Raw genomic sequence first — 14,460 nt, 5'->3', positions numbered from 1 at the left:
GATGACTACCGCCACGCACGACGTCCGCCGGTCGCTGAAGGCCGGAGATCTGCCCGGAGCCGTCCGGGCCCTGCGCCCCCACGCGGAAACCGCCTCGCCCGCCGACCTCGCCAAGGCCACCCGGGTACTCGCCGACGCCGCGGGCTTCACCGACCTCGCCCTGGCCGCGAAGACCGCCGCCAAGAAGCCCCGAGATCCCCAGGCGCTCTACGACTTCGGCTACGCCTGCGTGGAACGCGGCGTGTCCTTCCTCGCCGTCGCCCCGCTGCGCCACGCGCTCGCGATCCGGCCCGACTCCCGCAAGCTCCTCGCCGAACTCGTCGCCGCGCTTGAGGACGGACACCGGCACGTCGAGGCCGCCGCCCTGCTCGCCGCCCGCGGCGAGCGCCTGCCCGCCTGGCCCGAGACCTACCTCCTAGTGCACAACACCCTGTGCGCGGGCGACTTCGACGGAGCCCGCGCCGCCGCGATCCGGCTTCCGGCCCCCGAGGACGCGACCTGGCTCGGGGCCCACGGCCGCCAGCGCCGCATGCTGGGCCGCGCCGAACTGGCCCGCGCGGCCGGCCCCCTCGACGCCCGTGACCTGCGGGGCTGGCACTTCGCGCTCACCGGCGCGCTGCTGGGCACGCTCTCCCCGTACGGCTACGACGCCGGAATGACCGGCCGCTACGCCTTCCTCGGGGACAGCCACGCACTGGTCCGGCGCGGCCTCGACCGCCTCGCGCTCGCCCTGGCCGTCGCCGGGCAGCGCCCGACGACGGTCTCGCTGCTCCCCGGCCGCGCCGACCGGATCCTCGGGCTGGCCGCCGCCGGGGTGCTCGGGCTGCCCGTGGTGCCCTACGACCCCGCCCGGCCGGACACGGTCGTGGCCTCCTACGACCTGCGCGCGAGCGACCCCGAGCTCGTCCACACCCTGCGCACCCGCACCACCGGCCAGGTCCTGCACGAGCACCTCACCTGCTGGACCGATCCGCCGCCGGTGAGCGCCGATTCCAGCGCGCTGCTGTGCCAGTACGCCGTCGCGCCCTGGGCGGCGCACGGCGACCGGCCCGCGGACGAGCGCCCCGAGGAGGACGTGGCCCGCGACGTCGTCGACGCCGACCCCGCGCCGGACGAGGGCGACGGCCGGACCCCGGCCGACCCGGACGAGGCCCTGCGGACCTACGTCGCCGCGGTGGCCCCCGGCTGGCTCGGCGGGGCCCGCGACCACGCCCGCTCGCCCGGCCCGGTCCCCGGCTCGCGCTTCGGGTGAGGGCGCGGCACCCTGGGAGGGTGCCGGAGCTGCCGGAGGTCGAGGCCCTCAGGGAATTCCTCGACGAGCACCTGACCGGGCGGGTGGTGGAGCGCGTCCTCCCGCTCAACGTGAGCGTGCTCAAGACCTACGAACCGGCGGTCACCGCCCTCGAAGGGCAGCCGGCGGGAGCCACCGCCCGCCACGGCAAGTTCCTCGCGCTGCGGATCGGCGAGCTGTACCTCGTCACCCATCTCGCCCGGGCCGGCTGGCTGCGGTGGCACGACGCCTTCCCCGCGACGCCGCCCAAGCCCGGCGGCAAGGGCCCGCTCGCCCTGCGCGTGCTGCTCGACGGCGGGGGCGGCTTCGACCTCACCGAGGCGGGCACCAAGAAGCGGCTCGCGGTGTACGTCGTCCACGATCCGGCGCAGGTGCCCGGCATCGCCCGGCTCGGGCCGGACCCGCTCGCCGAGGACTTCGACGAAGCGCGGTTCGCGGCACTGCTGGCGGGGGAGCGGCGCCGGCTCAAGGGGTTCCTGCGCGACCAGAGCGTCCTGGCCGGGATCGGGAACGCGTACAGCGACGAGATCCTGCACCACGCGCGGATGTCACCCTTCAAGCTCGCCGCCTCCCTCGAACCGACCGAGGTGTCCCACCTCTTCGAGGCGGTCCGGGCGACCCTGCACGAGGCGCTCGCCCGCACGCACGGCGTGGCCGCCGGGAGCCTGAAGGCGGAGAAGAAGAACGGGCTGCGGGTGCACGGCCGGACCGGCGAGCCCTGCCCCGTGTGCGGGGACACCATCCGCTCGGTGTCCTTCGCCGACTCCTCGCTCCAGTACTGCCCCACCTGCCAGACCGGGGGCAAGCCGCTCGCCGACCGGAGGTTGTCCCGCCTGCTGAAGTAGCCGCCGGCGGGCCCCGGTCGTGTGCCGCGCCCGTGCATACACTGGTGCGCACCATGCCCGATGACGCGCGGCACCGGCCGCCCCGACACCCCCTGGCGCCCCCGGCCCAGCCCGGCTCGCGGCGGGAGGTCGTCACCGGCGTGCCGCGCGGCGCGCGCGGACGCCCGCCCGCGCACACTCCCGCGCGCTCGGAGATCTCCCAGCAGACCTCGCTCGGGGCCACCTACGTCCGCGCCCTGATGCGCAGCCAACTGCGGGCCGCGCTGGCCGCGCTGGCCGTGCTGCTGGCCTTCGTCGGGGCGCTGCCCCTGCTGTTCTCCCTGCCCCGCGTCGACGCGGGCCCCCTGGTGTGGGTGGGGCTCGGGGTGGTGGTGTACCCGGTGATGTGGCTGATCGCGCACCGGTACGTCGTACGGGCCGAACGCAACGAGGCCGACTTCACCGGCCTGGTGACGGAGCCCTTGAGCGAACCCCTGGCCGAACCCCCGAGGGAGCCTCGGAGGGAGCCACCGGCCGGCTGACCGCCCGCCGGGCCGTCCGGTCAGAAGAGGTGCATCGCCAGGTGCCCCAACGGCAGGCCCAGTTGCCAGGCCGGGGTCCACACCCGGGCGTTCTCGTCCAGCCCCGGCGGGGTGTCCTCGGGGCCGGGCCGCCCCGGGTCCAGGTTGGTGGCGAACAGCTCGGTCCGCTCCAGCCAACTCCAGGCGTCCCGGGCCAGTTCCAGGTCGGGGTCCTCGCCGGCGCCGCGCTCCCGGGCCTCCTCGCCCAGCTGGAGGAACCGGGTCTGCACCCAGTCGCGCCAGGGATGGCCGTACGCCGTCAGGGAGAGCCACTCGTCGAGCTGCGAGACGACCCGGATCCCGGACAGCTCGCCGGCGGCGTCGGAAAGGTAGATCGTCAGTGCCAGGGTGTCCCGCCCGGCCCGGAATTCCAGGGTGCTGACCGGGATCAGTCGCCCCGTGCGCAGCAGTTCGTCCGCGATGTACTCGGCGTAGAGCCACGCCATGGGCACCGCGAGCCCGCCGTCACTGGTGCCGTTCATACCCTCGGGCTGCACCGTTCCACCTTCTCCCGCGTGTCGAGCTTGCCGCCGTCGGTCAGAGCCTCTCCTCCGAGCCTCGCAGGACGGGCGATGTTTACTCAACTTGGACGCTCTGGAGCCGAATTGGATGCGCCATGCGCCCACTCCGGTCAATCCTTGAGCGGTTCTCGGCCAGTTGACCGCTCGTCCCCCGTGGTTCGGGCGGTCGCCGGGCGACCGCCCGGCCCCGTCTCAGGCCCCGAGCCCGTACCCCTGGAGGTCCTTGCGCAGGGCCCGCAGTGCGTAGTAGGTCCGGGACTTGACGGTTCCCGTCGGTATGCCCAGCTCTTCGGCGGCTTCCGCGACCGACAGGTCGCGGAAGTAGACCTGCATCAGCACCTCGCGGTGCTCCGGTCCCAGACTGCCGACCGCCCGTCGGACGTCGATGGCGGTGACCGAGCGGGAGACCCCGTCCCGGGGTGCGGGCGTCTGGTCCAGGTCCTCCTGCTCGACCTCCTGGGGGCGGGCGAGCCGGGCGCGGCGCGCGTCGATCGCGAGCCGCCGGCCGACGGTGAAGAGCCAGGGGCGCATGGAGGCGTGGGGGCTCTCCAGTACTTCGGGGTGCTGCCAGGCGCGCACCAGGGTCTCCTGCACCAGGTCCTCGGCGCGCTGCGCGTCGCCGTTGCAGAGGCCGAAGAGGAATCCGAACAGAGCCCGGCCGTGCTCGCGCTGGAGTGCGGCGAGTGCCTCGGGGTCGGTGCGGCAATCAGTGGGGGAGGGGGGCACCGAGTGGCTCCTTCCGGGGTGGGTGCGGGTCGACATGACCACCCTGACCTGCGGCGGGCCGCCCGGGAACCGTCGGGTGCCGCTGCTGCGCCCAAGCACCCCGGCCGTCCGGTGGGCGGCCGCCCTCGTCGGTGAACGGTCGAACGGCGCGGTGAACGGCAGGCCGTCCACCGGGGCGCGGTACCGCCAGGAGGGTGAGTCCGGGGCGACCGGCGGAGCCGTTCCTTGACTTGCGCCGCCCGCTCTCCAGGATTCAGGTCATCCGATAGTCCTACTAAATGGAAGCTGGGGCAGATGACCAAGCGCACGCGGCGGGCCGTCGCGGTCCTGTCGGCCGTCCTGCTGTCGGCCGCGGCCGCGGCGGGCTGCTCCGGCCCGTCGGTCAGCCCGGGCGGCGCGGGCAGCCCGGGCGACACGGGGACCGGGGCGACCAAGGGGATCGGCGGGACCGGGAAGAAGGGCTTCACCCTGGTCGCGAGCGGGGACGTGCTCCCGCACACCTCGATCATCAACGGGGCGGCCACCGGGGGCGGCGGCTACGACTTCAAGCCGATGTTCGCGGACGTCAAGGACCTCGTCACCGCAGCAGACCTGGCGATCTGCCACAGCGAGACGGTCTACGGCGAGGAGGGCGGCCCCTTCTCGGGCTACCCGGACTTCGTCTCCCCGCCCCAGGTGGCCGAAGGGCTGAAGGACGCCGGGTACGACGGCTGCTCGACCGCCTCGAACCACACCCTTGACGACGGCGCCGAAGGACTGAAGCGCACCCTGGACACCTTCGACAAGGTCGGCCTGAAACATGCGGGTTCGGCGCGCACGGCGGCCGAGGCGGCCACGGTGACGACCTACACCGCGGGCGGTGCCAAGGTGGCGCACCTCGCCTACACCTACGACACCAACGACCACCCGATGCCCGCAGGGCAGCCCTGGGCGGTCAACCTGATGGAACAACAGGAGATCGTCGCCGACGCCCGGGCGGCCCGGACGGCGGGCGCGGACGTGGTGCTGGTCAGCCTGCACTGGGGCACGGAGTGGCAGACCGCGCCGGACGAGCGCCAGCTCTCCCTCGGCAAGGCCCTCACGGCCTCGACGAGCGGCGGCCGCCCCGACATCGACATGATCCTCGGCACGCACGCGCACATCCCGCAGGCGTACGAGAAGGTCAACGGCACCTGGATCGTCTACGGCATGGGCGACCAGGTCGCCGGTGAGATGTTCAACGACTCGGGCGACCGCGACCTGCGCGGCAACTACGGCTCGATCGGCCGCTTCACCTTCGAGCCCCCCGCCGCGCCGGGGCAGCGCTGGCGCGTCACCAAGGCCGAGTACGTCCCGCAGATGACCGACCTCACCGCCGGCAAGGTCGTCAACCTCCCGGCGGGCCTGGCCAAGGACCCCGACCACGAGGCGTACAAGACCGCCGAGGAGGCCATCAGCGAGGCCGTACTGAGCCGCGGCGCGGCCAAGGACGGCCTGACCCTCGGCAGGTAGCACCACCGGGCGGGCGCCCGTACGGTCCGGCGCCCGTACGGTCCGGCGCCCGTACGGTCCGGCGGCGGGCCGGTCCGGCGCCCGTACGGTCCGGCGCCCGTACGGTCCGGCGGCGGGCCGGTCCGGCGGCGGTCCGGCCACCGGAGCGGCACCGCCACCGACCCGACCGTGACGGCAGGCCCTAGGGAACCACGGTCACCGGCCAGCGCCCCGCCTTCACCAGCCGGACCGCCACCGACCCGATGATCCGGTGCCCGGCCTGCTCCGAGGCGCCCACGACCACGGCGTCCGCGGTCAGCTCCTCGGCGGCGCTCACCAGGCCCGCGTACGGGTCCCCGCGGAAGGTGTGGAACTGCCAGCGCACCTCGAAGATGCCCTTCACGCGCTCCGCGGAGTCCCGGATCTCGGCCACGATCCCCTCCGCGATCTCCTCGGTGGCCCCGGCCACCGGCGCGCCCATGGCCGCCCCGGCCGCGATCACCGGCTGGACGTAGACCAGCGCCAGGAGGGCGTTCTGGCGCCGGGCCAGCCCCGCCGCATAGGCCGCCGCGCGCAGCGACGACTCCGATCCGTCAACCCCGGCGAGGATCACCTTCGGACCGTCGGTACCCCGCTCGAACCCCGTGCTCACGTGCTCTGTCACCCCACCGAGGTTAGTGCGTTCGGCGCGCGGACCGGCGCGCGCCTCCCTACAGTGCGAACCATGAGTGCCACCGTGGAGGAGACCCGTGGGACCCGGAACCGCTTCCTGAAGCGGGTGCCCGACGGATTCGGCGCGTTCTTCGGAACGCTCGGCCTGGTGTGCGCCGTCCTGGCGCTGTCCCCCACGCTGCGGCGGCTGCTGCGGCCGGTGGTGCGTTTCCTGGACATGTTCGTCGTCCCGGTCAGCGAGAACCTCGCCTACGCCGTCTTCCTCTTCCTGCTGGCCGCGGCCCTCGGCACCCGCAAGAAGGTCGCCTGGTGGATCGTCGTCACCTATCTGGCCCTGTTGATCCTGGTCGACGTCCTCATCCTCGCCGACGGTGACTACTGGGTCTCGATCGTCTCCGGCGTCATCGCCGTCGCCGCCATGGTGCTGCTGATCGCCGCCCGCAAGGAGTTCTACGCCGCCTCCCGGCCCGGGGCCCTGTGGCGGGCGCTGCTGGTCCTCGGCCTCGGACTGCTCGCCGCCGTCTTCCTCGGCTGGGGGCTCGTCGCGATCTTCCCCGGCAGCCTGCCCAAGGGACAGTGGCTGGACTGGGCCGCCAAACAGGTCTTCGGCGGACTCTTCTCCGCCCGCCAGTTCGACGGCCACCCGCCCCGGCCCCTCTACTTCCTGCTCGGCCTCTTCGGCGCCCTCGCCCTGCTGAACGCCGCCTCCACGCTCTTCCGCTCGCAGCGCATGACGGCCGCCCTGCACGGCGACGAGGAACCGCGCATCCGGGCGCTGCTCGGCGCCTACGGCCGGGGCGACTCCCTCGGCTACTTCGCCACCCGCCGCGACAAGGCCGTCGTCTTCGCCCCCAACGGCAAGGCCGCCGTCACCTACCGCGTCGAGGCCGGCGTCTGCCTGGCCAGCGGCGACCCCGTCGGCGACCCGGGAGCCTGGACGCCCGCCATCGACGCCTGGCTCGGCGTCGCCCGCCGCTACGGCTGGCAGCCCGCCGTGATGGGCGCCTCCGAGGAGGGCGCGACCGCCTTCGCCCGGTCCGGGCTCAGCGCCCTCCAGCTCGGCGACGAGGCGATCCTGCACATCGCCCAGTTCGACCTCGACGGCCGCGACATGCGCGTCACCCGCCAGGCCGTCAACCGGGTCCGGCGCACCGGCGCCTCCACCGTCATCCGGCGCCACTCCGCCCTCACCGAGGAGGAGATGCAGCGGATCGTCGACCGCGCCGACAAGTGGCGCGACACCGAGACCGAGCGGGGCTTCTCCATGGCCCTCGACCGGCTCGGCGACCCCACCGACGGGGACTGCCTGCTCGTCGAGGCCTTCGACGCCGAGGGCGAACTCATCGCCCTGCTCTCCTTCGTCCCCTGGGGCAAGGACGGCATCTCCCTCGACCTGATGCGCCGCGACCGCTCCGCGCCCAACGGCGTCATGGAGTTCATGGTCGCCGAACTGTGCGCCGCCGCGCCCAAGCTGGGCGTGCGCCGGATCTCCCTCAACTTCGCCGTCTTCCGCTCCGCCTTCGAGGAGGGCGGCCGGATCGGCGCGGGGCCCGTCCTGAAGCTGTGGCGCAAGCTCCTGCTGTTCTTCTCCAAGTGGTGGCAGCTGGAGGCCCTGTACCGGTCCAACGTCAAATACGGACCCGAGTGGTACCCGCGCTTCCTCTGCTACCAGGACGCCGGCTCCCTCGCCCGGGTCAGCCTCGCCTCCGGCATCGCCGAGGGCTTCGTCTCCGTCCCGAGCATGCGCACCCTGTGGGGCAACGGGCACGCCAGGGGCGTCACCGCCCCGGCCACCACCGCGGGCCTCCCCCCGATCGCCTCCCTCAACCTCGGTGCCGTGGGGCAGGAGGAGGGCGGGCGCGGCGCCGAGCGGCTGCCCGAACAGGTCCGCGTCCGCCACCGCAAGGTGGAGCGGATCCGTGCGAGCGGTACCGACCCCTACCCGGTCGGCATCCGCCAGCGCACCCACACCGTGGCGCAGCTGCGCGCCGCCCACCCCGGGTACCCGTCGGGCGAGCGGACCGGCGAACAGGTCACCGTCGCCGGACGCGTGATGGTCGTGCGCGACCTCGGCGGCGTGGTCTTCGCCGTGCTCCGCGACTGGACCGGCGACGTGCAGCTGATGTTCACGCGCGACGAGGCCGGGACCGAGGTGCTCGGCACCTTCACCACCCAGGTCGACTTCGGCGACCACGTCGTCGCGAGCGGCGAGATCGGCAGCAGCAGGAGCGGCGAACTCTCCGTCGTCGTCGGCTCCTGGCAGCTCACCGGCAAGTGCCTGCGCCCGCTGCCCGACAAGCGCAAGGGCCTGGCCGATCCCGAGGCCCGGGTCCGGCGGCGCTACCTCGACCTGGTGGCCAGTCCCGAGGCGCGCGAGGTCGTACGGGCCCGCTCCAGCGCCGTGCAGGCACTGCGCCAGGGGCTGCTCGACCGCGGCTACCTGGAGGTCGAGACCCCGATGCTCCAGCAGATCCACGGCGGCGCCAACGCCCGCCCGTTCCGCACCCACATCAACGCCTACGACATGGACCTCTACCTGCGCATCGCGCCCGAGCTGTACCTCAAGCGACTGTGCGTCGGCGGCATGGAGAAGGTCTTCGAGATGGGCCGCACCTTCCGCAACGAGGGCGTCTCCTACAAGCACAACCCCGAGTTCACGATGCTGGAGGCCTACCAGGCCTTCGCCGACTACGACGTCATGCTCGACCTCACCCGCGAGTTGATCCAGGGCGCCGCGACCGCCGCCTTCGGCTCCGCGATCGCGCACAAGGCGGGACCCGACGGCCGGCTCGTCGTGCACGACATCTCCGGCGCCTGGCCGGTGAAGACGATGTACGGGGCGATCAGCGAGGCGCTCGGGGAGGAGGTCGACGCGGACACCGGGGAGGCGGCCCTGCGCCGCCACTGCGACCGGGCGGGCGTGCCCCACACCCCGGAGAACACCCGCGGCGACGTGGTCCTGGAGATGTACGAGCGGCTGGTGGAGGAGAAGACCCTCCTCCCCACCTTCTACAAGGACTTCCCGACGGACGTCTCGCCGCTCACCCGCCAGCACCGCAAGGACCCCCGGCTCGCCGAACGCTGGGACCTGGTCGCCTTCGGCACCGAGCTGGGCACCGCCTACTCGGAGCTGACCGACCCGGTCGAGCAGCGGCGCAGGCTCACCGCCCAGTCGCTGCTGGCGGCGGGCGGCGACCCGGAGGCGATGGAGATCGACAACGAGTTCCTGGACGCGCTGGAGTACGCGATGCCGCCCACCGGCGGGCTGGGCATCGGGGTGGACCGGCTCGTCATGTTCCTCACCGGTCTGACGATCCGCGAGACGCTTCCGTTCCCCCTGGTGCGCCGGAGCTGATGGCGCCGCCCGGCGGCCGCCGGGCGGCTGATCGGGTGAGGGGGCGGTGGCGCGTCCGCGTCTCCCGGCATCCGGGGCGGCGCCGTTGATACGTAGTAGTAATGAAAACTGACGAGCCGACAGTAGGGCGGCGCATGCTCCTGCGCACCGCCGTCTTCCTCGGGATCGCCGCCGCGGCCTCCGGCGTCCTCGGCGAGGAGGAGGCCGCGGACCCCGCCCGGCCCGGCGCACCCGCGGCGGCCGGCGGCGCCGGAGCGCCCGGAGCGCCCGGAACCGCCGCGCTGAACCGGCAGGGCGCGGCCTCCAGCGCGTACCGGCTGAGTCCGATGGCGGCCGACGTCCCGCCCCGCTACCACCCGGCCAGGCCCGTCGTCCGCACCCGCCCCATCCTGGAACTCTCGGGCGCGCCCGGAGCCCCGGCCGTCGGCAGCCAGATGGTGCTCACCTTCGACGACGGCCCCGACCCCCGCTACACGCCCGCGATCCTGGACACCCTGGCCCGGTACGGGGTCCGCGCCATGTTCTTCGTCTGCGGTGAAATGGCCACCGACAACCGGGACCTGGTGCGGCGGATGGCCGCCGAGGGGCACGTCATCGGCAACCACACCTGGACCCACCCGCTCATCCCGAAGCTCACCCGGCCCGACCTCGCGTCCGAGATCGGCCGCACGAGCGAGGTCGTGCAGCAGGCCACGGGGGAGGCGCCGCACTGGTTCCGGGCGCCGTACGGGGCCTGGAATCGGGCCGCCTTCGAGATCGGCGCGGAACTGGGGATGGAGCCGCTCGCCTGGACCGTGGACACGCTGGACTGGACCGAGCCGGGTACCCCGACGATCGTCTCGCGGGTGCTCAAGGGGGCCGCCCCCGGAGTGATCGTGCTCTCGCACGACGCGGGCGGCAACCGCGCGCAGAGCGTCCAGGCGCTGGGCGAGTACCTGCCCCAACTGCTCTCCCGGGGCTACCGGATGACCCTGCCCGGCCTGCGGTCCCACTGAAGATACGTTCCGTCAGCGGGACCGCGGTCCGGGTCCGGCCCCTCGGGGCCACGCGGTCAGCGCGTCTCCACCATCCGGGCGAAGACGACCACGTTGCCGTCGTAGCCGCGGGCCTTCGAATATCCGCCGCCACACGTGATCACCCGGAGCTCCGGCTGGCCGGTGTCCCCGTACACCCGGGCTCCGGGGAAGGCGTCCTTGGCGAAGACCTCGACGCCGTACACCTCGAACACCGCCGTGCGCCCGTCGTAGCGCTGCACCTCGACGCGATTGCCCTTGCGGAGCGAGCCCAGGCCGTAGAAGACCGCCGGGCCCTTCGCGTTGTCCACGTGGCCCACGATCACCGCCGAGCCCTGCTGGCCGGGCGAGACGCCGTTGAGGTACCAGCCCGCGAGGTTCGGATCCTGCGGCGGCGGGGCGTCGATCCAGCCCTCCGCGTCCAGCCCGACCGTCATCACCGGCGCGTCCACCTTGATCGAGGGGATCCGCACCCGCTGCACCGAGGAGTGGTCCAGCGGGTCCGGCGCCGGCGGGAGCGCCTGCTCCGGCAGTTGCTGCGGCACCTGGTCCGAGGTCTGCTCCGGCTGCTGCGCGGCAGCGGGCGTGCTCGGCGCCGCCTGCGGCTGCCCCGGGCGCACCCCGACGGCCGCGGCCGCGGTCGGCTGGGGAGGCCCCTCCTCGAACTCCGCCCCGTTCCGGACCATGGCGAGGCCGGTGAGCATGACGAGGGCGAGCGCTCCCCACGGAGAGCGTCTTCGTGACGGAACGGTCTCGTCCCAGCCCATGGTTCTCCCTTCCCGACGCGGGGGTCCCGACCCGCGTTCCCGTCCCACCCCGTGTGCACTGCTTCGTACGCCCTACGTCACGCACGCTAAGGGCGAGTGCGGGGGACGGCGAGGGGGGAGGTGCGAACGGGTGGCGGACCGCGGCCGGGGCCGGGCGGGGGGCCGTACGGGATGCGCCCATCCAGGTAATCGTCACATAAATGACTGACGGGTCGTGACCTGCGGATCCGTCAGATGAGCCGCGCTCGCCTCGGCGTGTCGCTCAACCGGCCGGCCCAAAGGTGGAAATGCGCTGGTTGCGGACCGGCCGGAGGGTTCGTCTTGGGAGGCGTTCTCGTCGATGATCCCGGGCGACCACCGCTCCGGGGCGCCTCCCGCTGGAGGTTCAACCATGCGTGCTTCTCGCGCTCTCACCGTGACCGCGGCGGCCTTCGTCGCCCTCGGACTCGCCGCTCCGTTCGCCAGTGCGAGCAACGAGCCGGCCGCCGGACCCGCCGGCGGGCCCGGCGGCGGTGGCCCGGGGGGTGGCCCGAGGAACGTCGCGGTCAGCCCGTACTCGGTGCACCGGGGCGCCTCGATGGAGGTCAAGGCCGAGGGCTGCCGCAACGGAGGCACGGTCTGGTCGCCCGGCAACTTCGACCAGGCGAACCTGTCGGGCGGGTCCCCCGCCTTCGCCAACGTGCACATCAGGCACGATGCCCGCACCGGCGACCAGACGCTCTCCGTCAAGTGCCACGACAACAGCCTCGTCGCCACCCACCGCTTCCGGATCCTGGAGGGTCGCGGCGCACAGGGCGGCCTCGGCGGCTCCATCGGCCCGTCCGCCACCGAGACCGCCATCGGCGCGGGACTCGTGGGCACGGCGGCCCTCGGCGCGGGCATCCACGTGATGCGCCGCCGCCGCCCGGTCCACGGGCGGGTCTGACCGGCAGCCTCCCCGGTCCTGCCCACCAGCCCGTGAACCGCCGTTCGCCCCGAGTCCTGGCCAGGACTCGGGGCGAACGGCGGTCGATGCGGTGGGGGTCGGCTCAGTGCCCGCGGGAGTCCGCGCGGCGTCTGATCGCATATCCGGTACCCGCGGCCGCGACCAGCAGGAGTCCGGCGCCCACGGCCAGTTCGCCGACGTCCATCCCGGCCACGCTGCCGCCGAGACCGCCGCGCACGCCGCGGGCCGCGGCCGTGGACCTGGCGGTGGGGGCGGTCGTACCGCCCGCGATGGTGAGATCGGTGGAACCGGTCTCGTTGTTGCAGGTGAAGTTGACGGAGTAGCGGGCCCCGCGCCGGGCGTCCCGGTCCACCGTGACCCGCACCGTCTTGCCCTTCGGCACGCTGACGTTGTCGAAGATGCCCGAGGCGACGGTGGCGTACGCCGCCGTGCAGCCGGTGAGGGAGAGTACGACCGCGCCGCCGGGTGCGACCGTCGAGGGGGAGACGGCGAACCCGAACGAGGTGACGGGCTGGGCCTCCGCCGCGACGGCGCACGCTGCGCCGAGCGCGAGGACGGTGCCCGCGGCCCCGGCGGTGAGGAGAGCGGTGGCTGAGGTGCGTATCGCGCCCATGGTTCTTCTCCGGATCCCCGAGGAGCAGCTGCGGAACGGTTTCCGCACGTGGGGGAACGTGCGCCTCGATGTCCGCCACGCTAGGTCCGCCTGCGGTGACCCGCGATCAGGAACGGGCGAATGGGGCATCCCGGTAGGCCGAACCGGGGACGGACGGGCCGGCAGCGGTTTGCCGGCCCGTCCGTCCCCGGGTCGCCGTCCCCGGGTCAGTTGTCGTCCAGCCCCAGGTGCGGGAAGTGCTGGAAGAACGGCTCGGCGGTGGCCGAGACCCCCCGGCTGAACGGCGCGTCGAAGTCCCAGATGAGGAAGAGCAGGAAGGCGATCAGCGCGCTGAAGAGTCCGGCGAGCAGCATCTCCCGGAAGGAGCGTCGGATCTGCAGGGTGAAGATCAAACCCACCGTCACCAGCGCGCCCGCCACCAGGCCGAACCAGACCACCCCCGGCATGGTGGCCCCGGCGCTCTGCAGTCGCGCGCTGCGGGCGTCGTCCGCGATCCCCACCTGGTCGACCAGGGGCTGGTAGGCCTGGCCCTCGTGGTCGGTCTGCGGTTCGTAGTCGGTGACGTCCCGGCGGATCCGGTCGAGCAGCTTGGTGCCCTGGTCCGAGACGTCCCCGTCGTCGGCCATGTCCTTCCACTCCTGCGTGACCACGTACGTCACGTAGGCGTCGACGTCGGCCCGGATCTTGGTGCGCACCGCCGCCGGATAGACCTCCGAGCGGACGCTGACCTCGTGGAGCGCCTGGGACTCCTGGCGCACGTATTCCTGGGCGGCCCCGCGGCCCTCCCAGACGCCGGCGATCGCCAGGCCGAGCACGATCGCATAGATGACCCCGATCATCATCGTCATGTACTCGATGACGTCCGGGGTCTCGTTCGGATCGTCGTCCTCACCGATCCGGCGGTGGTTGAAGAAGGCGATGGTTAAGACGACGGCGCAGGCCGCGGCCATCGCGAGGGACAGGACGAGCCATTCCGACAAGGGAACTCCCACGAGAAACGAATCGGGTCGGGGTCAGCGCGGGCGCAGCGCGACGATGGCGAGCACGGCGGGGGCCGCCGTGAGCAAGGTGAAGGTCACCGGCGAGATGTGGTGCTCCGCCGGTTTACGGGCCTCCGTGCGGTAAGCCGGCCTGGGCACCGGCTTCTTCGCGGGAGGCGCCACCACGGGGGCCGGCGGCGGTGTCGGCGCGGGCGGTGGCGGCGGCGCCGGAGCCCGGTACACCCGGGGCGCGGGCGGCGCCGGCTTCGGGGGTGCGGGCGGCGGCGGGGGAGGCGGCGGCGTGGGTTTCGGGGGCGTGGGTTTCGGGGGCGCCGGCGGCGTGGGCTTCGGGGTGGGCGTGGGCTTGGGAGGCGTCGGGGTGGGGGTCGGGGTCGGGGTGGGAGTCGGGGTGGGCGTGGGCTTCGGGCAGGGCGGTGGCGGGGGCGGCGGGCACGGCGGGGGCGGCGGCGTGCAGTGGTGCCCGCCGTGATGGCCCCCGCAGGGCCGACTCCCGTGGTCGTCGTCGTGATGTCCGCCACCTCGGGAACCCCCGCCACCACCGCGGAAGCTCTCGCTCCGGGCTGCCGTGACCAGCTCGACGACGGCTCGGCCGTCGTCCGGGCCGGGCATCGTGGAGGCGCGGCTATCGGCCACGGCGGGTGTGACGGACAGTGCCGCCCACACGAGGACCGGGACCGTCA

General features: G+C 73.5%; 15 protein-coding genes. 8 read left to right on the top strand and 7 right to left on the bottom strand.

Features of this window, described 5'->3' with window-relative positions; translation table 11 throughout:
- The first annotated feature begins 1 nt into the window (after nucleotide 1).
- Genes ACIQWR_RS12395 through ACIQWR_RS12385 form a run of 3 tightly spaced genes read left to right on the top strand, consistent with a single transcriptional unit; the run spans nucleotide 2 to nucleotide 2,657 of the window.
- The gene (locus ACIQWR_RS12395; RefSeq protein ID WP_404007348.1) at nucleotides 2-1,252 is read left to right on the top strand and encodes a hypothetical protein; all 1,251 of its coding nucleotides are present in this window, start codon (nucleotides 2-4) and stop codon (nucleotides 1,250-1,252) included.
- Nucleotides 1,253-1,272: 20 nt separating this feature from the next.
- Nucleotides 1,273-2,136, top strand: a complete 864-nt coding sequence (locus tag ACIQWR_RS12390) for an Fpg/Nei family DNA glycosylase (RefSeq protein WP_404007346.1) — start codon at nucleotides 1,273-1,275, stop codon at nucleotides 2,134-2,136.
- 53 nt (nucleotides 2,137-2,189) lie between these two features.
- Complete coding sequence (locus ACIQWR_RS12385; RefSeq protein WP_404007344.1) at nucleotides 2,190-2,657, top strand: hypothetical protein; 468 nt, start codon at nucleotides 2,190-2,192, stop codon at nucleotides 2,655-2,657.
- Between the two features lie 20 nt (nucleotides 2,658-2,677).
- Here ACIQWR_RS12385 and ACIQWR_RS12380 read toward each other — a convergent pair whose 3' ends face one another.
- Nucleotides 2,678-3,178, bottom strand: coding sequence for a hypothetical protein (locus tag ACIQWR_RS12380; protein WP_404007525.1), 501 nt, complete (start codon nucleotides 3,176-3,178; stop codon nucleotides 2,678-2,680).
- Nucleotides 3,179-3,409: 231 nt separating this feature from the next.
- Entirely contained in the window at nucleotides 3,410-3,979 is a 570-nt protein-coding gene (locus ACIQWR_RS12375) for a sigma-70 family RNA polymerase sigma factor (protein WP_404007341.1), read from the bottom strand.
- On the opposite strand from ACIQWR_RS12375, the gene ACIQWR_RS12370 reads away from it, so the two are divergent.
- Both ACIQWR_RS12370 and ACIQWR_RS12365 read left to right on the top strand, forming a co-directional pair.
- Nucleotides 3,978-4,172: a hypothetical protein gene (locus ACIQWR_RS12370; RefSeq protein WP_404007338.1), complete on the top strand. Its 195-nt coding sequence runs from the start codon at nucleotides 3,978-3,980 to the stop codon at nucleotides 4,170-4,172. The genes ACIQWR_RS12375 and ACIQWR_RS12370 overlap by 2 nt on opposite strands.
- Before the next feature lie 65 nt (nucleotides 4,173-4,237).
- Nucleotides 4,238-5,434 carry a CapA family protein gene (locus tag ACIQWR_RS12365; protein WP_404007335.1) on the top strand — a complete coding sequence of 399 codons (1,197 nt, stop codon included), beginning with the start codon at nucleotides 4,238-4,240 and terminating at the stop codon, nucleotides 5,432-5,434.
- A 181-nt stretch (nucleotides 5,435-5,615) separates the two neighbouring features.
- On the opposite strand, the gene ACIQWR_RS12360 is transcribed toward ACIQWR_RS12365, so the two are convergent.
- Nucleotides 5,616-6,077 (bottom strand): universal stress protein, encoded by a 462-nt coding sequence (locus tag ACIQWR_RS12360; protein WP_399256671.1) that lies wholly within the window; start codon nucleotides 6,075-6,077, stop codon nucleotides 5,616-5,618.
- A 60-nt stretch (nucleotides 6,078-6,137) separates the two neighbouring features.
- Between ACIQWR_RS12360 and lysX the strand changes: the two genes are divergently transcribed.
- Entirely contained in the window at nucleotides 6,138-9,440 is a 3,303-nt protein-coding gene (gene lysX, locus ACIQWR_RS12355) for a bifunctional lysylphosphatidylglycerol synthetase/lysine--tRNA ligase LysX (protein WP_404007332.1), read from the top strand.
- Between the two features lie 101 nt (nucleotides 9,441-9,541).
- The gene (locus tag ACIQWR_RS12350; RefSeq protein ID WP_404007329.1) at nucleotides 9,542-10,435 is read left to right on the top strand and encodes a polysaccharide deacetylase family protein; all 894 of its coding nucleotides are present in this window, start codon (nucleotides 9,542-9,544) and stop codon (nucleotides 10,433-10,435) included.
- 56 nt (nucleotides 10,436-10,491) lie between these two features.
- Here ACIQWR_RS12350 and ACIQWR_RS12345 read toward each other — a convergent pair whose 3' ends face one another.
- On the bottom strand, nucleotides 10,492-11,220 hold the full coding sequence (locus tag ACIQWR_RS12345; RefSeq protein ID WP_404007326.1) for a class F sortase: 729 nt from the start codon (nucleotides 11,218-11,220) through the stop codon (nucleotides 10,492-10,494).
- Nucleotides 11,221-11,611: 391 nt separating this feature from the next.
- Between ACIQWR_RS12345 and ACIQWR_RS12340 the strand changes: the two genes are divergently transcribed.
- Complete coding sequence (locus ACIQWR_RS12340; protein WP_404007323.1) at nucleotides 11,612-12,145, top strand: hypothetical protein; 534 nt, start codon at nucleotides 11,612-11,614, stop codon at nucleotides 12,143-12,145.
- Between the two features lie 103 nt (nucleotides 12,146-12,248).
- On the opposite strand, the gene ACIQWR_RS12335 is transcribed toward ACIQWR_RS12340, so the two are convergent.
- The 3 genes from ACIQWR_RS12335 to ACIQWR_RS12325 form a co-directional block, all read right to left on the bottom strand.
- On the bottom strand, nucleotides 12,249-12,779 hold the full coding sequence (locus ACIQWR_RS12335; protein ID WP_404007320.1) for a hypothetical protein: 531 nt from the start codon (nucleotides 12,777-12,779) through the stop codon (nucleotides 12,249-12,251).
- A 206-nt stretch (nucleotides 12,780-12,985) separates the two neighbouring features.
- Nucleotides 12,986-13,759 carry a hypothetical protein gene (locus tag ACIQWR_RS12330; RefSeq protein ID WP_404007317.1) on the bottom strand — a complete coding sequence of 258 codons (774 nt, stop codon included), beginning with the start codon at nucleotides 13,757-13,759 and terminating at the stop codon, nucleotides 12,986-12,988.
- A 124-nt stretch (nucleotides 13,760-13,883) separates the two neighbouring features.
- The gene (locus ACIQWR_RS12325; RefSeq protein WP_404007315.1) at nucleotides 13,884-14,213 is read right to left on the bottom strand and encodes a hypothetical protein; all 330 of its coding nucleotides are present in this window, start codon (nucleotides 14,211-14,213) and stop codon (nucleotides 13,884-13,886) included.
- Nucleotides 14,214-14,460: the final 247 nt, after the last annotated feature.

Origin of the sequence: Streptomyces sp. NPDC098789 (assembly GCF_044759975.1) — a bacterium.
In the GTDB taxonomy this organism is placed as follows: Bacteria; Actinomycetota; Actinomycetes; order Streptomycetales; family Streptomycetaceae; genus Streptomyces.
The sequence above is the reverse complement of the archived record's forward strand: the minus strand, read 5'-3'. Positions and strand labels throughout refer to the sequence as shown.